This window comes from Planococcus dechangensis (assembly GCF_042654465.1).
Lineage (GTDB): Bacteria > Bacillota > Bacilli > Bacillales_A > Planococcaceae > Planococcus > Planococcus dechangensis.
Genome location: NZ_JBHSGL010000005.1, coordinates 1,587,196 through 1,605,714, shown reverse-complemented (window position 1 = coordinate 1,605,714; position 18,519 = coordinate 1,587,196). Strand labels below are relative to the sequence as shown.

The following is an 18,519-nucleotide window of genomic DNA, read 5'->3' as shown; positions in this document are numbered from 1 at the left end:
TCTAGCTTAGATGAAGAGATGTAGGGTTTTGTTGTGGAACTGTTCCGTTGTTCTCTTAGGGCAACTCCCGAGTATTCGCCGCCTTGCTTTGGGATGGCCTTTTGCAATGAGCCAAGAAACCCGCTTGTCTCATTGCATCGGCTCACCCTTGGCGCTAGGCGGCTGAGAGATTTCGGTGATTCGGGTGCGTTCAATCAGATCTGCTTTTTGAGGAGTTGTCGGCTAGCGGAGGAATCGCTTCCTTAGACATATAGTGGAATGGAAGAAAAAAAGATGGGGCTTCTCCATCTATCACGATAAAAAAGCCCTGTCGCGCAGTTTGCTTACTGCGCGGCGGGGCTTCTGTTAATCGGTTGGGGCAAAGGCTTTGTCGGATTCTTTCAAGTCGACATTCACGGCTACTACATAATAGCGCTTTGAGTCGTCCGCTTCGATTGCTACGCTTTTGCGTTCGAACAATGAGACAGTGGCGAGTTTTTCGGTTTCGCCGCTTTCGGTATCTTCTGCATACACGCGGTAGCCGATGATCGACTCGTCACGCACTGCGTGCCAAGAGATGGCCGCTGTGGAAAGTTGAACATTGTCAGGTGCCGCGGGATCGAGCTCTTCCATCGCCGAATCGGAAATCAGTTCGGCGGATACGACGAGCCTTTCTTCGTGGGAACCGATTGAGCGGTTGAAATCGCCGGTGCATGTAATGAGGTTGACCATTCGCTTGTCGGAGCGGCCGAAAATTTTATCAATCGGCGCTTCGTCGGTGATATAGCTTTCGGTGTTTTTTACTTCAAAGACCATTTCGCGCCCGTCTTTGTCGCTTAAGGTGAACTGGTCGCCGACATCTAATTTGTCGAGTTCGTAAAATATTGCAGGCCCGCTTAGGCTGTCGACGTGTCCGGCAAGAACGGCGTGGCCTTCAGCACCGGCTTTAAAGCCAGGTTCGAACCAGCCGACCTGGTCGACGTCTTCCGGAACGCCCATTTCGCCGTTTTCCAGCACACCGGTTTCTTCAATCGTCGCATCGACTCCGATAGAAGGAATCGAAATGCTTACCGGCGTCATGCCTTCGAGCTTGCTCAAACGCTCTTTCCGCAGTTCCGTCAGCTTTTCCTGTTGCGCTGGGCGAACCGGGAATTCAGCGATCTTATCGCGGTACTGCGTATCCAGCCGTTCGCTCGGCGTTTTTTGCGCCTTAGGTTCAGTTTGTTGTGTGGTTTCTGCGGCACTCCGCTCAGGCGGTGCGCTGTTTAACGGGTCCAAAATGAAAAATAAAGTGATGCATAATGCTATCGCCAAGCCCATAATAAGATATTGTCTCATAAGCTGGTCCACCTCCATAGGTTTTGTAGATCGTTTTTGAAGCATAGCGACTGTCTTTGCGCTGATCCGAAAGCCGCCAGTAATGGCGAACTGCTTTAGATTTTTGCTGACTTTTAAATGCTTGTATCTTTTCTTATAAGATACAACGCATCCACTCAAGAAATAGATCACATTTTTTATTCTTTTTACAAAAAAATGAATATCAAAAAACGGTGCATTTTTTCTCGCATTACGCGAGGACGGGCATTGAATCGAAATAAATACTTACATATGTGAACTATTCGCGCGTTTGCTGCGTTGTATAAGTAACAAGGAAAAAGAGGAAACTATCATAAATGCCGCAGACTATAGTAAGCTGAATATACGAAATCTGAACAAAGGGGAAACGGCATGGAAAAAATTTCAGACGCATTGCTTTACGAGCGCGTCAGGGGCAAAGATAAGGCCGCGCTCGAAGAATTGTATGACCGATACGAAAAAATGCTGTTCTCCTACCTCTGCAAGATGACGGGAGACCGTGATATCGCGGAAGAGGCATTGCAGGAAGTATTCGTTAAGATTTGGCGGGGAACCGGCACTTATCATGAAAGCAAAGGCAAGTTCGTTGCTTGGCTTGTGACGATGTCACGCAATGCAGCGGTCGATTTGATCCGCAAGCAGAAAAAGCCGTCCGTTCCACTGGACGAAGTAGCAGAAGTGGAGAGTACCGAAACTTCAGTTGAAGAAACGGTGGAAGTGAAGGAAAAGCGGGAGCAGATCCATGAAGCGGTCCGTCATTTATCCGACGAGCAGCAAAAAATGGTCGACCTGTTTTATTTCAAAGGCTATACGCATGAAACGATTGCAGAAAAATGCGGCATTCCGCTTGGCACTGTCAAGAGCCGGATCCGCTTGGCATTAAAGAAATTAAAGACATCTTTGCACATGGTGCAGGAAGGGGGAGTTCTGGATGACAAACGTGAATTGTGATCATTTGGTCGATTATTTGAATGGCAGCTTGGATGAACAACAGCGCCGGCAATTTGAACAGCATTTAGCGGAGTGTCCGGAATGCCGTGAAATCGTCGACATGACAGGTGAACTCCCTTATCTTGCGGATCCGATCGAACCGAATCCAGGCATGAAAGCTCGGATATTGGATACTGTGTTTGAAGAACAACAAAACAATGGGCCGACTGAAGTGAAACCGGCAGTGCGTGCAGCTAATCCCGCAACAGCGAAGCCGAAGCGCAACTTCACCAGTTCGAAATGGACACCGCTCATTGCGGCGGGGCTCTTGGTGTCGCTGCTTGGAAACGCCTATGCGTTCTACGAATTAAGCGATCAACCGGATGAGCCGGAAGCGCCGGCAGTAGCTTTTGAAACCATTAATCTGCAGCCGAGTGAAGCGTTTGCCGGTGTCGGGACCGCCGCGATCGTCCGTGATGAAAACGCACTGAATCTACTCGTACAGGCAGATCAGCTCGCGCCGTTAAGTGGCGAGGAAGTATATCAGATCTGGTTATTGAAAGACGGGCAACCGATTCCGGCGGGAGCGTTTACTGCCGATGAGGAAAATGAAGGCGCCGCGTTCTTTAGCCTTGAAGAAGATACCGAAGGCTGGGATACAATCGCGATTACACTGGAACCGCAACGCGGCAATGAATTGCCGCAAGGGGAAATCGTGTTGAGCGCAGCGATTGACCCGGAAGTATAAAAACGACTATAAGAAGTATTAAACCATTTTCATGGGAGCGTCACCTTTACCGGTGGCGCTCTTTTTTACGGCTAAAAAAGTTGGGGAAGAATATGAGAATAGCGAATATAGGAGTTTGGATATAATTAGTCAGAAAAATTTGATTCTTTAGCGCTATTCTTCATGAATGCTGCTGTGAAGCGTTTTTAGCGCATGGAAAAAGGGTATAAAAATATAAAACTATGCACTTTTTGAGAAGGAGGCGAGTGCTGTGGGGGCGGAATTTTCATATCGTGGAAAAGTTGTCGTTATTACAGGTGCATCGAGTGGCATCGGCCGTGGGCTGGTGGAACGTTTGGCGCTTGAGCAGGCAAAATTGGTTATTGCCGCCCGCAGGACCCGGCTGATTGAAGAACTGGCCGACTCGCTCGGCCCGCAGGTCATTCCGGTGACAGCAGACGTCAGCCGTGCGAAAGATGTGGAAAGTTTGCACCGCGCCGCCATCAATAATTTCGGGCGGATCGATGTATGGGTAAACAATGCGGGAATCGGCACGTTCGGTCCGTTTGCCGACACGCCGCTGCGCGATTTGAACCGGACGGTCGAAGTGAATTTACTCGGCACGATTTACGGCAGCCATTTTGCGCTGCGGCGCTTCAAACAACAGCGGCACGGCATCTTGATCAATGTCTCCTCATTCGCGAGTAAAGCGCCGATGCCATACGGGGCCGCATACACCGGCAGTAAGTTCGGTGTCAGCGGTTTGTCCAATGGGCTTTTTGAAGAGTTGCGGCTGGAAGGTTTTCCGGACGTGCACATCTGTTCGATCGACCCATGGATTACGGATACACCGTGGACAGAACATGCAGGAAATTATTCAGGCCATGAGATCCTGGTCGGCCCGGCGGATGATCCGTCAAAAGTGGTCGACGCGATTCTCAGCTTGATCGAAAAACCGAGAAAAACATTGGAATTGGGTAATAGAAGCAAGCCAGCCACCATTTTTGGGCAGTTTTTAGCGACGCCTGCCAAAGGCTTGGCAGGCGAACAGTTAAAAGGCATGATCGAATCAGCGCCGCTGGCCGAACGGACTTCCGGCAGTTTGCATGAACCACTAGAAGATGGGCAAACTGTTGCCGGGGATTTGCGGGAACGTTTTGAACTTCAGGACGAAGAGTGAGAAAGGGGGAGCGGACATGGCACAAGAGAAAGCATATTCCGGAAAAACAATTGTCATCACAGGTGCCTCCAGCGGGCTCGGGAAACAAGTTGCCCGGCAACTGGCCAAGGACGGGGCGAATCTCGTCCTCGCTGCCCGCCGCACTGGCTTGATCGAGGCGCTCGCGAGTGAACTCGGGCCGAACGCCATTGCGGTGACGATGGATGTCAGCCGTGAGGCCGATGTCGCATGGCTGTTTGAAGAAGCGCTGATCAGTTTCGGGAAAATTGATGTGTGGATCAACAACGCAGGGGTCGGAGTCATCGGGCCGTTTACGGATATTCCGCTGGAAGAACTTGCGCGTATGGTGGAAGTGAACGTCAAAGGCACATTGAACGGCAGCCATTTTGCACTGCGCCATTTTAAAGAGCTTGGCAGCGGTACCTTGATCAATATCGGATCGGTGGCAAGCGATGTGGCCTATCCGTATTTTACCGGCTATAGCGCCAGCAAACATGCCGTCCTTGGATTCAGTTCTGCACTCAATGAGGAAATGAAGCTTGAAGGCTACCACGATATCCACATCTGCTCAGTCTTGCCGTGGGCGACCGACACGCCATGGTTTGAACACGCAGACAATTATTCAGGCCAGGTGGTCGGCATGAAGCCGATGGAAGACACTCAAGATGCTGTCGAAGCCATCATCCGCCTGATCGATGAGCCACAGGAAGTAGTCGAGATCGGACGGAAAATGGATTCGGTGCGCTTGTTGACGCGCTTCATACCGAAGCGGAAAGACAAGCGGGGCATACAGTTCGCCAAGGCGATTGCCAAGAAAACGCCTGCTGAATCTCACAAAGCGGAACCTGAAGAGCCCCAGGAAAAAGACAGCAACCCACAAGCTTAGGCATCTGATGCCTAAGCTTTTTTGTGTGGAAATTGAGCGTGGTAATTGTATAGCTTCTTTTTATTCCAGTCATTTACAATTTTGATTGATTGTGATTATATGGAAATATAAGGGGGAATTATTTTATGAGCAGGCTAGAAAAAGGGAATTCAAGAAGGCGATCACGTGCATGAACCGGAAGCATATGCAGAGCTGAATCCATTTACTGCGATATGGACGCGCCCGCGTGAAACGGTGCGTTATGTCATTGAAGAAAAAAGAGGCAATTTAATCTTTTGGTTGATCGTCCTGCTCGGTTTTTCTGCGGGGCTCTCAGGGGCATCGAGCGGAGAGCAGCTGTTTCCTGCTGCTGGTGTAATCATTGGGTCGCTGCTCCTGGGCCCGATCTTTACCGTTGCGGGCATCGCCATTGCATCTGGCATTTATTTGCTCCTCGGAAAACTATTCAAAGGCGTGGGAACCTACACTGAAATGTTCCGTGCGGTTGTCACTTCGAGCATCCCGCAAATCTGGCTGTTGCCGATGTGGCTTCTTTGGCTACTGCTGTCGCCTGGGACTTTTTATACCAATAACGAAATACTTGTAGAAAGTTCTAGCGGCGGGGTTTTGGAAATTATTATTGTTTTGGTTTTGCTGCTGGCGGTGATAGCCGTAGGGATTTGGACTTTTGTCATTCAGTGCAAAGCCGTCGGCGAAGCACAGCGGATTTCGGCCTGGAAAGGGCTCTTCATTATTTTAACTCCGTCCATACTAGTAGCAATCTTGGTTTCGGTAATTGGAGCTTTCCTGTTGTTTACACCAATTTAATTTGTATGAGTTCCGAAAAAGACGGCCGTCGCTTTTTAGCAATGTCCGTCTTTTTTGGCTAACAAGAAATTCGCATTTGAGTAGTTCAAATTTCTTATTGGATATTGAAAAAATGAGCAGGGCGCTGTCTTTAATAGGGAGTGAAACACGAAAGACAACATGACTATTTGTTTATCTTTTGTAATATTTAGAATATTTTAGCATATGCTATTGTATAGTTTTTTTCTTCATTCTATACTTTAGTTCGATAAACGAAACAAACCTTGGAGGGATTCGATTGAAAATTCATAAACCATTTTTAAATATTGCACTGGCTTCTGCTCTCGTCTTTTCATTTGCACCAACGATGTCTGCGCATGACGCGCTAGACGGCAGCGACCTATCGAAAGGGGAGCGCGCAGTATTCTCCAATGAAGAAATCCAGAACTTAAGCGACCCGAAACTGACAGGCTCGAAAAATGTCTCCAACTTGACGGAATCGGCTGCAGTGCAGATCAAGGAGTTGGCTGGAAAACAGAACAACACGGCTGATGTCTATGCCCATAAAGGTTTTGCCTATCTTGGGACACATACGGCCAATGGCGGCAATGGCGGGGTCCGTGTTTTTGACTTGAAAGACCCTTCCAATCCGAAAGAAGTGTCGGTGTTCGCACATGATGATGTAGCGGGCACATGGCAGGAAAAAGTCATCGTGAAAAGCATCGACACGCCTGACTTTAAAGGGGACTTGGCAGTCGTCAGCGTCCAGCAGACGAACCGCCTAGCGGATACAGCCGGTGGATTCTTGTTGTATGATGTGACTGACCCGTACAACCCTGAAAAATTGGGTTACTGGGAAACATACGGCAAAACTCGCGGAACACATGAATTGTATTTGACGATGCAAGGGGATCGCGCTTTAGTGTTTGCATCTAACCCATATGCTGATTTTTACAGCGGCGGTGAAGAGCATGATTTCCAAATCGTAGACGTCACGAATCCGGCAAATCCAGAAACACTTTGGCAGTTCGACCCGCGCAGCCTTCCGGAAGTGCCCGATTCATTCAATGGCTATAACTGGAATGCACCGGATGGCAAATCAAGAGCCGTCTTCAACCATAGCGTCATCACCGACCATAACGCTCAGTACGCTTATGTCTCGATGTGGGATCTTGGTACAGTGATCTTCGATATTAAAGATCCTGAAAACCCGGTATATATCGGGCGCACTGATTATTCCTCTACACAGCAAGGAGCAGCTCACTCTGCTGCATTAGCGAAAGGCGGAAATGTCTTGATCGAAACGCGTGAAGTATCGTCTCCGGTAAGAGCTGGCTATGAAGCGTCTTACGGCTACACGCGGATCTTCGATATTAAAGACAAGTCAAACCCGAAATTGTTGAGCGAATTCAAAACCGATTTGACCGAGAAAGTCGAAGATGGCCCGACATTCGCCAATACGGTGCATGACCCGAAAGTCCATGGCAATACGCTTTACTTGAGCCATTACGCGGGCGGTGTCTATATGGTGGACATCACCGACCCAAGCAACCCTGAGCAGATCGGACAGTATGCTCCGGATCAAGCGGATGTGTGGGGAGTATTTGTAGACCGTAATTATGTGTTGGCATCGGATATGGGGCAAGGTTTGAAAGTGCTGCAAAAAGGCAAGGGACAAAAGCCGAACCAAGGACAGCGCTAATCGAAACTTAATGAGATGACAAAAGGCGATTCCGGGAAATTCCGGAATCGCCTTTTATGATTATTATGGTTTGTCGAAACGCTGGACATTGTTTTCATCGATATCGACGACTTCACGCTTTACCGTCTCGCGGACTTGTGTGGTTTCCTGAATTTTGCGTTTTTGGACGATAATTTCTTCGCTGACGTATTTGACTTTGCGGACTTCGATGCGCTCTTCGATGACCGGGATATGCCAATAGCCGTCTTTTTCATAAGTGCTCGCTGAAGCACCGCTTGCTTCGTACTCCGACAGCTCCTTATTGACTGGGCGCCGCTCCACTTCGACTTCTTCTCGTTCAAACGGAACGTCAAGCGTTTGTTCTTCTTCCACTGTTTTTTTATGGAGATCGACGCTGCCGGTTTCCGTCCATTGCTTATCGACTGCCAGGCGCTCTTCGTGTAGTTTCATATGCTGCTCTTCATCGGAGCGTGTGTCGCTTGCCTCATGATTACCGGTGAGTCGCTCGACTGCGGCATCGAAGTTTTGATAATTCATGCCGTACTCGCTGTCGACGTATAAAACGAGCTTGCCGTTTTGGACGTGCTGATAATATTCATCTGCTTCCGATTCGGACAGCCCCATCTGGAGGAGTGCATCTTTGGTCGGGTCTTCCCCTGCAATGAATGATTTGAACTTATCCATGAAGTCGCCCGTGTCGGTATTCAAATGGACATCGGTCTGGCCTTGCACCATCTGCAGTTTCTCGCCGTTCAAGGCAACGACGTACATATCTTCCTCTTTGTACCCTTGCGCTTTCAATTCACCGATTTCATGAAGCACTTCCGCTTGCACATCGAACGTGCCGATCAGTTTATGGCCGTGTTTTTGCATATTGGAACCCTCCTGTAAGGTTGATTTTGCCGTTTCTTCAATATGCTTTATGTACCCGTCAAGGAGGTTTTCATAAACCTTTGAGCGGCGACAAGACTTCAACTAACGATGCAAAAGACGATTGCTGAAGTAAATTGGCGAAATAATAAAAAAAAGTGAATATAACAATGAAGTGAATAAAACAGATCGTTATCCTGGAAAAATTATTTAGAAAAGTGATGAAATGCCCAGATAAAAATATTTTTGTAACCCTATTGTAATGTTTGTAAAATGTTTTATAATTGGAAAAGAAATGAATACATTACAGAATGGGGAAATGATTAATAATGACGTACGGCAAAGTATTGACGACCGCAGCACTGGCTGCAGCACTTACAATTGGGGCAGTTTTACCAGCTAGCGCAGCACCACTAACTGAAGACAATTCATACCGCATCTTCGGCAGCGACCGCTACCAGACAAGCTTGGAAGTTTCATGGGAAGGATGGGATGATGGAGACGCGCAAACGGTTGTCGTCGCGACTGGTGCTGACTTCCCGGATGCTTTGGCAGCCACACCGCTTGCTTCTTCTTATGTTGCTCCGCTACTATTGACGAAAAAAGATTCTTTGCCAGCAGGATTTGCCGATGAGTTGAAGCGCCTTGGCGCGAAAAAAGTCATCTTGGTGGGCGGCACAGGAGCAGTTTCTGACAAAGTCCAAAACCAAATCAAAGGGCTAGGCATAACGGTTGAGCGCATCAGCGGGAAGAGCCGTTACGAAACAGCGGTGAAAATTGCAGAAAAAGTAGGGATGGAGGAAGCTCTATTCGTTACAACTGGAGCCAACTTTGCTGATTCTTTGTCGATTTCCCCGGCAGCAGGCCATATTGAAGAACCGATTCTTCTTGTGCCAGCGTCAGGCGCTGTACCAACAGTCGTAGCAGACTATATTAAGGCGAACCAGCCAGAATTTCCATTTATCATTGGCGGTGAAAAAGCGGTCGCTCCTTCAGTGGAAAAACTGTTTAAAGAAGAAACAATCCGCCTTGCAGGTGTAAGCCGTTATGATACAAACCAGGCAATCAACGATTTCATGTATGAAATTGATTTGTACGATGAAACTTCTGATATCTACATCACAACCGGCACAAACTTCCCGGATGCATTGTCCGGCAGCGCGCTTGCTTCACTTTGGCCAGATCCGCTTGTGTTGACTGCGCCAACTCCGACAGCAGCATCTAAGCAGCAAATCAAAGATTATTCGACGAATGATACTTTCCATTATATTCTCGGCGGTGAAAAAGCAGTTTCTTCTGACACGCTAAAAAAATTGTTCGCAAAATAAAAATAGCTAAAGCGTCTGCCGGCTGGCGGGCGCTTTTTTTTCCGTGAATCAAAAAACTATTTCTTGTTTAAGAAAATAGGTATAATGAGAGGGTTGCATCATTTAAGTGAAGAGCAATTGATGGAGGTTCCAATGGAAAAGTCAATGGTATTATTCGGTAAACGAGTGGAAGAAGATAAATATATGATCGCGCAGCTGATTCAAGAAGAACGGCGAGCTGCTTTGCCAAGTCAAGGCATTGAGGAAAATCAGGAGTTTGCAGAGCTGGTGCTGAATGAACGCGCCCGCTTTATCGAATTGCTTGGCAAATCGATGCAAGACAGTTGCAATGAAGAAAAAATCATGGCAGATGTAGCTGCTTGGGGCGAGGCGACAGGGAATTTCTTTCTTGAACAGGGAATAACGCTCGATTTGGCATTGGCGGAGACGGCTTTATACCGCAAGCATATTGCGACATTGATCAAGAGCGAAGGGCGCCGTTTGAATATTTCCCCGGAAATAACGTACGATGCAGCGGAAGTATTGCATGCATTGCTGGATCATGCGACGTATTCCTATACACATGCCTATACGGTGTCTTATCAGAAAAAGCTGGAGATTGCCCGCAAGGAATTTCTGGAATTGTCTGCTCCGGTTGTGCCGATCAGCGATTCAGTCGCGATCTTGCCGATTGTCGGCAGCATCGAAGTCGACCGGGCACGTTATATCCTAGAACGCACGTTGCTTTCGGCAAGTGAGTTGAAGATCAATACTTTGATCATTGATTTGTCGGGTGTCGTCCGTGTCGATACAATGGTCGCAGAACAGGTCGTCAAAATTATCCAGTCGCTGGGGCTTATCGGTGTTGAGGCGATTTTAACGGGTATCCGTCCGGAAACTGCCCAGTCGCTGACGACACTTGGTGTCGATGTCAAAACTTTGACCGTCGGCGGCAGTTTGAAGCGCGCGTTAGAAAAGATCTACAAATAAAAAATTCCGCAAATCGATATCGATTTGCGGAATTTTTTTAGTTCGTCACCGTATCTTGGTTCGTGACCGGCAAAAATTGCTTTAAGGTTTCGGTTTCTTCCGCCGTTAAAGGCAGCATCGGCAAGCGCACGCCTCCGACCGGTATGCCCGATAGGTTGAGTGCCGCTTTTACTGGGCCCGGGCTCGGTGCTGCGAACAATGCTTTCATTGTCGGCAACAATTGGCGATGAAGCGCTGCGGCGCCGGACGTATCACCTGTGCGGAACAATTTGATCATGTCCTGCATTTCGTTTCCGATAATATGGGAAGCGACCGAAACGATTCCCACACCGCCGATGGAAAGCATCGGCAAGGTCAAGCTGTCGTCGCCGCTGTAAACGGTGAAGCCATGTTCGGTCCGTTCGATGATTTCAGATGCCGCATCGAGGTCGCCACTCGCCTCTTTCACACAGGTGATGTTGTCGATCCGTGACAGGCGGACAATCGTGTCGACCTCCATATTGACAGCGCTGCGGCCCGGGATATTATAGAGCATCACCGGCAAGTTTGTTGCTTGTGCGATCGCTTCGAAATGGCGGTACATGCCTTCTTGAGACGGTTTGTTATAGTAGGGGGTGACGAGCATAATCCCGTCAACACCTGCTTGTTCTGCTTGCTGCGTCAATGCGACAGAAGCGCGTGTATTGTTCGATCCGGTGCCCGCGATGACTTTCGCGCGCCCATCGGCTACCGTTACCACGTGAACGAACAGCGCCACTTTTTCGTCTGTCGACAAAGTCGGCGATTCGCCGGTCGTCCCGGCGACAACAATGCCGTCCGATCCGTTATTGATTAAATGTTCCACGAGATTTGTTGTTGCTTGAAAATCGATTTCACCGTTTGCATCGAATGGCGTTGCCATCGCAGTGATCACTTGACCGAAATTCATAGAGAACACACCCTTTTCTAAGTTTTTTTCAAAAATTAGAGGTGGGGGCCGGTCCGGAGTAAACAAAAAAGCAGCAACGGGGGCCCGCTGCTGCCGTTAGAAACAATGTTTACCAATCGTTCCTGTTCGTCAGATAGCCCTCCATATAGTTTCCTATATGACAGTCCTGCACTTCTTGAATGCAGAACCAGTGCATGAGAATATGAGTATCCCATCACTTCGGCAAATCCCCCTTTCAGCAATCGTCTTAAGAGCTCATACTCCTCGAATTGCGTACTGATGGTCTTTGCGCCTCTATCCTCGCTTCACTAAGGAAGCAAGAAATTATTGAATTAGCTGTAATATAACAGAAATATGGAAGCTTGGCAAGCGAAAAAGAATGGTTTGTCCAATGAAAATTATGTTTATAGAAGGAGGACGGATCTATCCCGCTTTTTCGTGTTCACTGTATATATTTTATACAACTATAAAAGGAGGAATCTGTATGGATGACCGGCATATGGACCGGCAATTGAATGTCCACACGGGCGGCGAGCAGATGGGCTTTCATGCTTCGATGCATGAGCACCGCTTTGAAGTGACGCCGTATGCCTGGCTTCAGGCGCTGTTTCAGCACCATCCGCTAGCAGGGGCAGGGCGTCTTGTCGATTTCGGCAGCGGCAAAGGGCGCTTGAATTTCTATGCCCATCAGCTGTTTGGTACCCCGTCGAGTGGCGTGGAGGTTGACCCGTCGCTCCATGAGGCGGCGCTGCGCAATTTAAAAAACTTGAAGGGCAACCCCCATATCGAATTCTGCAATGGGTATGCCCAGGACTATCGTATACGGTCAGACGACCGGTGGTTTTATTTCTTCAATCCATTTTCCGATCCCGTGTTCATGAAAGTGGTCGGCCGTATTCTGCGCTCTGTTGCCGAATACCCGAGGGAAGTGGACATCATCTTGTTCTATCCCTCTATCGAATATATCGACTTTTTGGAGAGGCGCACGGCATTTGAATTGTTCAAGGAAATTCCGCTGCCCGACAACGCCGGCGATCCGCGCGAAAAGTTTTTGGTGTACCGGCTGCCACTATGGGATTAAGCTAGGGCGTAAAGCGGGTATAAGTGGTAAAAACGAATGTGGAAAGAAGGTCTACTTATGAAATGGAAAGGTCGTGCGGGCAGTCGAAATGTCGAAGATAGAAGGGGGCGCGGAGTCGGCGGTCCTGTAATTGCCGGAGGAGGCATCGGAGGACTGCTGATTGTGCTGCTGATTACGTTTCTTGGCGGCGATCCGGGTGCGATTCTCGGCGGCGAAGGGGCAAACTCCACGAGCGAGCCGTATGTCGCAAGCGAGCGGGAAGAAGAGCTCGCGGACTTTGTTTCGGTCGTGTTGGCAGATACCGAAGAAGTATGGGCGGAAGTGTTTGCAAAAGAAGGCATGGAATATGTCGAACCGACCTTGGTGCTGTTTTCCGGCAGTGTGCAATCGGCATGTGGCATGGCGGGTTCTGCGACAGGGCCTTTTTACTGCCCGGCGGATTCCAAACTTTATATTGATTTGAGTTTTTACGATGAGCTCGAGCGGCAATTCAATGCACCAGGAGATTTTGCGATGGCTTATGTCGTCGCCCATGAAGTCGGCCACCATGTACAGAACTTGCTCGGCGTTCTCGGGGATGTACAGCAAGCCCGTAATCAGTTGAGCGAGACTGAATACAATCAATTACAGGTTCGCTTGGAACTGCAGGCGGATTATCTGTCCGGCGTCTGGGCGCATCACGCGCAAGGCATGGGGTATTTGGAAGAAGGAGACCTGGAGGAAGCGCTGAATGCGGCAAGTGCGGTTGGGGACGACACGATTCAGAAGCGGACGCGCGGCTACGCCGTTCCGGATAGCTTTACGCACGGCACGTCCGAACAGCGTAAAGAGTGGTTCTATAAAGGTTTCCAAGCTGGCAATCTAGACGAAGGAAACACGTTCAACTCACTTGACTTATAAGCTTTCGAAAAGATTGATATTTTGCGCTTGGTGATTCATTATAAAGAATAGACAGTCTTTTTCATCGGCAATCGGCATGAAAAGGAAATCTTATTCTATGAAGGAAGTACAATGATGACAGCAGAAATAATGACGGAAGAAAATATCACCCGTCTCGAAGTGGACGGCAAACAATTGATTTTGATCGGCACGGCGCATGTTTCCAAGCTGAGCGCACAACAAGTGAAAGAAGTGGTCGAACTCGAACGTCCTGATTCAGTGTGCATCGAACTCGATGCGCAGCGCTACGATTCGGTCATGCAGGACAAGAAATGGAAAGAAACCGATATATTTAAGATCATCAAGGAAAAAAAGGCCAGTTTATTGCTGATGAACCTGGCGATTTCCTCATTCCAAAACCGCTTGGCCGATCAGTTTGGCATCAAGCCCGGCTCGGAAATGATCCAAGGCATTCACTCAGCAGAAGAAACCGGTGCGGAGCTGGTGCTTGCTGACCGCAATATCCAAGTGACGTTTTCGCGCATTTGGGGCAATATCGGGATGATGGGCAAAGTGCAGCTTATTATGTCGGTATTCTTCAGCATTTTCAGCAAAGAATCGATTTCTGAAGAAGAGCTCGAAAAGATGAAACAGCAGGATACATTGAACGCGGTGATGGATGATTTCACGAAAGCATTCCCGCGCATCAAAAAGCCGCTCATCGATGAACGCGACCAATACTTGGCGCAGAAAATCAAGGATGCGCCGGGCAAAAAAGTCGTTGCCGTCCTTGGTGCGGCACATATCCCCGGCATCACGCGTGAAATCCACCATGAGCAGGATTTAGCGGCGCTAAACACCGTGCCGGCTAAGTCGAAATGGCCGAAAATCATCGGCTGGGCCATTCCATTGATCATTTTGTCGATCATTGGCTATACATTTTACGCAAATCCTTCTGCCGGAATCGAACAGACGATCAGTTGGGTGCTGTGGAACGGTTCGCTTGCGGCAATTGGCGCAGCCATTGCATTCGGCCATCCACTCGCGGTTCTTACCGCATTCGTGGCAGCGCCGATTTCTTCGCTGAATCCGCTCGTGGCGGCCGGTTGGTTCGCTGGCCTTACACAGGCGTTCATCCGCCGGCCGAATGTCGGGGATTTTGATAATTTGGCAAAAGACGTCTTCACCGTCAAGGGCTTTTGGGACAATAAAGTGACGCGCGTGCTGCTCGTCATTGTCTTGACCAACCTGGGAAGCTCGCTCGGGACATTCATCGGAGGCGCCGACGTGCTGCGTTTGTTTTTCCAAAACTTATAAGTTTAATGTGAAACCCGAATCCGGCCAGGAGATTTTCCTGGCCGGATTTTCTATGTTTTTTTAGAGAAAGTCCATCATTAAAAAATTTAAGTGAAAGCGAACTTAATAAATGATTTTTGTCTAAGAAAGGGGTATAAATAGAGTAGATAGAAACTGAACGGAGGCGCATGAACATGGATTTCCTGTTGATGGGGATCTTGCTTTGGTCATTGGTCATTGCCGCATTGGTGCTAGCCTTGTACGGGATGTGGAAAAGATCGTGGCAGGCGCTATTTTGGGCCGCTGTGGCATCGCTTTTGCCGATGGGCCTGATTTTTATGGGAGATGACGGTTGGGTGTTTAAACTGGCCGTCCTGCCACCGCTATTATTGTTTGTGGGGGCGTTTTTCCTAAGACAGCGTGAACCTGCCAGAAGATGAAGAAAACCCGGCCAAAAAAATGGCCGGGTTTTTGAGTTGCTAAAAGTGGTGCTTTTTAACTCAACATTATACAATAGTTATACATCAAGTGGAGGGAGCCAATCCTTATGCAGTACATACTCGAACGCAGTAAACTATTCATCTTTTTGATTTTGATTCTTATGTTGGTTGGTGTCTACACTTTCCTGACCTTGCCGCAGCGTGAAATTCCGGAAACGCCGCCAGGGCTTGTGCTGGTGTCTACGATTCTGCCTGGTGCCCAGCCGGAAGAAGTGGAAACGGCCATCACCAACCCGATCGAACGGGCATTGCAAAGCATTGATGGCATCGCTTCGATGAATTCGATTTCTGCGAATTCCGCTTCCATCATTACACTCGAAATTGAAGATGGTGTGGAGCCGGATGGATTGATCAACACAATCCAGCAGCAGGCACAGCGCGCAGCCGGAAGCTTCCCGGACCAGGCGCAGGAAACAAGCGTTGAAAAGCTGGACCTGACTTTCCCGCTCGTTTCTTATTTATTCTACGGCGATGAAGCCGAACTTGCGGAACTCGAAAGACCGCTGGCTGATTTGTCGGATGACGTAGAAGCGGTGTCAGGCGTTGCCGGCACGCAAGTCAAAGGCTTGAATGGCCAGCAAGTGCTCATTGAACTGGATGGCGATGCGCTGGCAGAAAACCAGCTGCAGCCATTTGAAGTGCTAGAAAGCCTGCAGCAGGCCAACCAGCCGCTGTCGCTCGGCACGCATGACGACGGCGAACAGCAAGTCATCTTGACGGTGCTGCAAGAACAAGGCATCGAGAAATTGCGCGAACTTCAAGTAGGACAGGCTGCAGTGCCGCTCGCGGATGTAGCGACGGTAGAAACGACTGATGTTCCGGCAGTGGACATCGTTACGTTTGAAGGACAGCCAGCCGTTTCCTATACCGTGTTTTTGCAGACAGCACAAGACGTGCCGTCTGTCGATGACCGCGTCAGTGAAGTGATTGAAGAGTTCAACGAAGACTTGCCGGCAGGCATTACGGCAGAACGCTATGTGTCGCAAGCGGAAAACGTCAATGAAATCTTCGGCACGCTGTATGTGTCGCTGCTGATTGCTGTGCTTGCGGTATTAGTCGTCACTACAGCCGGTTTGACGCTGTTCGGTGCATTCGCCGTCGCGCTGACCGTACTCGCGTCGGTGCTGATCGGGCTCATTCCGATTCCGGCACTCGGTGTCGATTTGAACCAGATTTCCGTTATCGGCTTGATCATCGCAATCGGGATATTGGTCGATGACAGCATTGTCGTCAACGACAATATCCAAAGACGCTACAAGCTCGGCGACAATCCGCTGACGGGTGCGATCAACGGTGTCAAAGAAGTGTACCCGTCGATCGTTTCGTCGAGTCTCGCGATTGTCGTGACATTCTCTCCGCTATTGCTCCTGTCCGGCGGAAACGGCGCGTTCATCAAAGCGCTGCCGAGTATTTTGATCACGACGATTTTGGCGTCGACGGTCTTGTCGATCACACTCGTTCCGATGATGCAGTATTTGCGCAACAAACGCAAAAAGCGCAAGATCTCCGACACGCCAGGATTCCTTGGCAAGCCGCTTGAAAAGCTGGCGCAAGTGTATTCCCAGAAAGTACTAAAAGGCGTCCTGAAGCATCCATGGTTCACAGGCATCGGCGGACTGGTCATCGCGACCGGTTTGCTGTCGCTCGCACTGTTCACGCCGTTTGAGTTCTTCCCGGAAGCAGATCGTGAAGAAGTGACGATGAATGTTCGCCTTGCAGAAGGCACCACGATCGAAGAAACGGATGCCTTTATCCGCGAGATCACCGACACAGTCGTCGCAGAAGATGGCGATGTCAACGAAACGGCGATTTTCACTGGCGAAGGCTTGCCGAATCTATTTGCCTCTTCGATCGACAACGCCGGTCCGAACACGGGCCAAGTGGCATTCCGTGTCGATCGTGACGCAACTTCCGCATCAAGCTTTATCGACAAATGGGAACCGGAACTGCGCGAACGCTATCCGGATGCTGAAATCTTCCTCGATACGATCGTTCAAGGGCCGCCAGTCGGCGCTCCTGTTACGGTGACGGCAACGGGAGATGACATCGAAGAACTCGCCGCATTGCGCGATACGCTCGCTGAACAAATGCTCTCAAACGGTGCCACGCTGATCACCGACAACTTAGGTGAGGCCGTACCGGCAATCCAGTATGTGCCCGAGCGTGATGTGCTTGAAGAACAAGGCATCGCCTTATCGCAAGTCACCAATCAATTGCAGTTGTTGACGCAAGGTGTGCCGCTTTATACGCTATATGAAGGGCAAACCCCATATGACGTAGTGTTGAAGCAAGCAGGTGTCACGCAGGGCGAACCGATCGACCTCGCTGACTTCAGTGTGCCGGCATTAAGTGAACAAGGCCCGCCTGAACTCGTTGGCATGGATGAACTGCTGACGCCGGAGGAAACGACGGTGCTCGCGCAAGTGCCGCACCAAGGCGGAAAACGCGCCATCACGCTGCGTGCATTCGGCGAAGCGGATGATTTTGAAGCGCAAATGCTCGAAGTGGTCGACAATGAACGCGGCAATCTGCCTGCGGGCTATGAACTGTCGACCGGCGGGGAGAATTCCGATCAGGAAGCGTTCTTTGCTGAAATCGGCATCTTGTTCCTTGTCGTGCTATTGCTCGTCTACTTGGTCATTGCATTCCAGTTCAAGTCATTCGGATTGCCGTTCCTCGTCTTGATTGCCGTCTACCTAGGCATATCGGGTGCGATTCTCGGATTGTTCCTGACGCAGACGCCGCTCAGCTTCCTTGGCGTCATGGGGATCGTCTCCTTGACCGGTATCGTCGTCCGCAATGCGGTCGTGCTTATCGACTTTGTCGAAACACGCCGCCTGACGGGAGACTTCAATATCGAAGAAGCGATCATCGAGTCGGGTTATGCGCGCATCAAGCCGATCGTGCTGACATCCTTGACGTCGATCGTGGCATTGTTGCCGGTCGCATTCTCAGGCGACCCATTGTTCGAACCGTTGGCGGTAACGATCATCGCAGGACTCATGTTCTCAGGGATTTTTACACTCGTCATGATTCCAGCCTTGTATTACTTGTTCAACCGCAAGGACAAGAAACAGGCCGCTTAACAATTGCCGCAGAGTCTTTTGACTTTGCGGCTTTTT

Annotated in this window: 16 protein-coding genes and 1 riboswitch; of the genes, 13 read left to right on the top strand and 3 right to left on the bottom strand. The window is 49.4% G+C overall.

The window, feature by feature from the left end:
- Positions 1 to 345: 345 nt before the first annotated feature.
- Entirely contained in the window at positions 346 to 1,317 is a 972-nt protein-coding gene (locus ACFO5U_RS11050; RefSeq protein ID WP_377279121.1) for a class F sortase, read from the bottom strand.
- 390 nt (positions 1,318 to 1,707) lie between these two features.
- Between ACFO5U_RS11050 and ACFO5U_RS11045 the strand changes: the two genes are divergently transcribed.
- The 6 genes from ACFO5U_RS11045 (at position 1,708) to ACFO5U_RS11020 (ending at position 7,546) form a co-directional block, all read left to right on the top strand.
- Entirely contained in the window at positions 1,708 to 2,286 is a 579-nt protein-coding gene (locus tag ACFO5U_RS11045) for an RNA polymerase sigma factor (protein WP_377279120.1), read from the top strand.
- Positions 2,267 to 3,013, top strand: coding sequence for an anti-sigma factor (locus ACFO5U_RS11040; RefSeq protein ID WP_377279119.1), 747 nt, complete (start codon positions 2,267 to 2,269; stop codon positions 3,011 to 3,013). The genes ACFO5U_RS11045 and ACFO5U_RS11040 overlap by 20 nt, the downstream gene beginning before the upstream one ends.
- Positions 3,014 to 3,263: 250 nt before the next feature.
- The gene (locus ACFO5U_RS11035) at positions 3,264 to 4,172 is read left to right on the top strand and encodes an SDR family NAD(P)-dependent oxidoreductase (protein ID WP_377279118.1); all 909 of its coding nucleotides are present in this window, start codon (positions 3,264 to 3,266) and stop codon (positions 4,170 to 4,172) included.
- Positions 4,173 to 4,188: 16 nt separating this feature from the next.
- Positions 4,189 to 5,058 carry an SDR family NAD(P)-dependent oxidoreductase gene (locus ACFO5U_RS11030; protein WP_377279117.1) on the top strand — a complete coding sequence of 290 codons (870 nt, stop codon included), beginning with the start codon at positions 4,189 to 4,191 and terminating at the stop codon, positions 5,056 to 5,058.
- 165 nt (positions 5,059 to 5,223) lie between these two features.
- Entirely contained in the window at positions 5,224 to 5,865 is a 642-nt protein-coding gene (locus ACFO5U_RS11025; protein WP_377279116.1) for a Yip1 family protein, read from the top strand.
- A 277-nt stretch (positions 5,866 to 6,142) separates the two neighbouring features.
- On the top strand, positions 6,143 to 7,546 hold the full coding sequence (locus tag ACFO5U_RS11020; protein ID WP_377279115.1) for an LVIVD repeat-containing protein: 1,404 nt from the start codon (positions 6,143 to 6,145) through the stop codon (positions 7,544 to 7,546).
- Between the two features lie 63 nt (positions 7,547 to 7,609).
- Here ACFO5U_RS11020 and ACFO5U_RS11015 read toward each other — a convergent pair whose 3' ends face one another.
- The gene (locus ACFO5U_RS11015; protein ID WP_377279114.1) at positions 7,610 to 8,419 is read right to left on the bottom strand and encodes a DUF2382 domain-containing protein; all 810 of its coding nucleotides are present in this window, start codon (positions 8,417 to 8,419) and stop codon (positions 7,610 to 7,612) included.
- 326 nt (positions 8,420 to 8,745) lie between these two features.
- Here ACFO5U_RS11015 and ACFO5U_RS11010 point away from each other — a divergent pair, with 326 nt between their 5' ends.
- Positions 8,746 to 9,744, top strand: coding sequence for a cell wall-binding repeat-containing protein (locus ACFO5U_RS11010; protein ID WP_377279113.1), 999 nt, complete (start codon positions 8,746 to 8,748; stop codon positions 9,742 to 9,744).
- A gap of 132 nt (positions 9,745 to 9,876) precedes the next feature.
- Complete coding sequence (locus tag ACFO5U_RS11005; RefSeq protein ID WP_377279112.1) at positions 9,877 to 10,713, top strand: STAS domain-containing protein; 837 nt, start codon at positions 9,877 to 9,879, stop codon at positions 10,711 to 10,713.
- A 37-nt stretch (positions 10,714 to 10,750) separates the two neighbouring features.
- Here the strand turns inward: ACFO5U_RS11005 and dapA are convergent, their stop codons facing one another.
- Positions 10,751 to 11,641, bottom strand: a complete 891-nt coding sequence (gene dapA / locus ACFO5U_RS11000; RefSeq protein WP_377279111.1) for a 4-hydroxy-tetrahydrodipicolinate synthase — start codon at positions 11,639 to 11,641, stop codon at positions 10,751 to 10,753.
- Between the two features lie 126 nt (positions 11,642 to 11,767).
- A riboswitch (Lysine riboswitch) is annotated at positions 11,768 to 11,946 on the bottom strand.
- A gap of 179 nt (positions 11,947 to 12,125) precedes the next feature.
- Here dapA and ACFO5U_RS10995 point away from each other — a divergent pair.
- The 5 genes from ACFO5U_RS10995 (at position 12,126) to ACFO5U_RS10975 (ending at position 18,483) form a co-directional block, all read left to right on the top strand.
- Positions 12,126 to 12,722 carry a class I SAM-dependent methyltransferase gene (locus ACFO5U_RS10995; RefSeq protein ID WP_377279110.1) on the top strand — a complete coding sequence of 199 codons (597 nt, stop codon included), beginning with the start codon at positions 12,126 to 12,128 and terminating at the stop codon, positions 12,720 to 12,722.
- A 57-nt stretch (positions 12,723 to 12,779) separates the two neighbouring features.
- A complete protein-coding gene (gene ypfJ / locus ACFO5U_RS10990) occupies positions 12,780 to 13,622 on the top strand; it encodes a KPN_02809 family neutral zinc metallopeptidase (protein WP_377279109.1) in 843 nt (280 codons plus the stop codon).
- Between the two features lie 129 nt (positions 13,623 to 13,751).
- The gene (locus ACFO5U_RS10985; RefSeq protein ID WP_377279494.1) at positions 13,752 to 14,918 is read left to right on the top strand and encodes a TraB/GumN family protein; all 1,167 of its coding nucleotides are present in this window, start codon (positions 13,752 to 13,754) and stop codon (positions 14,916 to 14,918) included.
- Between the two features lie 173 nt (positions 14,919 to 15,091).
- On the top strand, positions 15,092 to 15,337 hold the full coding sequence (locus ACFO5U_RS10980) for a hypothetical protein (RefSeq protein ID WP_377279108.1): 246 nt from the start codon (positions 15,092 to 15,094) through the stop codon (positions 15,335 to 15,337).
- Between the two features lie 107 nt (positions 15,338 to 15,444).
- Positions 15,445 to 18,483, top strand: coding sequence for an efflux RND transporter permease subunit (locus tag ACFO5U_RS10975; protein WP_377279107.1), 3,039 nt, complete (start codon positions 15,445 to 15,447; stop codon positions 18,481 to 18,483).
- Positions 18,484 to 18,519 lie beyond the last annotated feature (36 nt).

Excerpts from the sequence above, each read along its gene's own strand:
- ACFO5U_RS10985 (WP_377279494.1), top strand. The coding sequence starts at position 13,752 with ATGACGGAAGAAAATATCACCCGTCTCGAAGTGGACGGCAAACAATTG.
- ACFO5U_RS11050 (WP_377279121.1), bottom strand. The coding sequence starts at position 1,317 with ATGAGACAATATCTTATTATGGGCTTGGCGATAGCATTATGCATCACT.
- ACFO5U_RS10975 (WP_377279107.1), top strand. The coding sequence starts at position 15,445 with ATGCAGTACATACTCGAACGCAGTAAACTATTCATCTTTTTGATTTTG.
- ACFO5U_RS11045 (WP_377279120.1), top strand. The coding sequence starts at position 1,708 with ATGGAAAAAATTTCAGACGCATTGCTTTACGAGCGCGTCAGGGGCAAA.
- ypfJ (WP_377279109.1), top strand. The coding sequence starts at position 12,780 with ATGAAATGGAAAGGTCGTGCGGGCAGTCGAAATGTCGAAGATAGAAGG.
- dapA (WP_377279111.1), bottom strand. The coding sequence starts at position 11,641 with ATGAATTTCGGTCAAGTGATCACTGCGATGGCAACGCCATTCGATGCA.
- ACFO5U_RS11015 (WP_377279114.1), bottom strand. The coding sequence starts at position 8,419 with ATGCAAAAACACGGCCATAAACTGATCGGCACGTTCGATGTGCAAGCG.
- ACFO5U_RS11040 (WP_377279119.1), top strand. The coding sequence starts at position 2,267 with ATGACAAACGTGAATTGTGATCATTTGGTCGATTATTTGAATGGCAGC.
- ACFO5U_RS10980 (WP_377279108.1), top strand. The coding sequence starts at position 15,092 with ATGGATTTCCTGTTGATGGGGATCTTGCTTTGGTCATTGGTCATTGCC.
- ACFO5U_RS11005 (WP_377279112.1), top strand. The coding sequence starts at position 9,877 with ATGGAAAAGTCAATGGTATTATTCGGTAAACGAGTGGAAGAAGATAAA.
- ACFO5U_RS11010 (WP_377279113.1), top strand. The coding sequence starts at position 8,746 with ATGACGTACGGCAAAGTATTGACGACCGCAGCACTGGCTGCAGCACTT.
- ACFO5U_RS11030 (WP_377279117.1), top strand. The coding sequence starts at position 4,189 with ATGGCACAAGAGAAAGCATATTCCGGAAAAACAATTGTCATCACAGGT.
- ACFO5U_RS10995 (WP_377279110.1), top strand. The coding sequence starts at position 12,126 with ATGGATGACCGGCATATGGACCGGCAATTGAATGTCCACACGGGCGGC.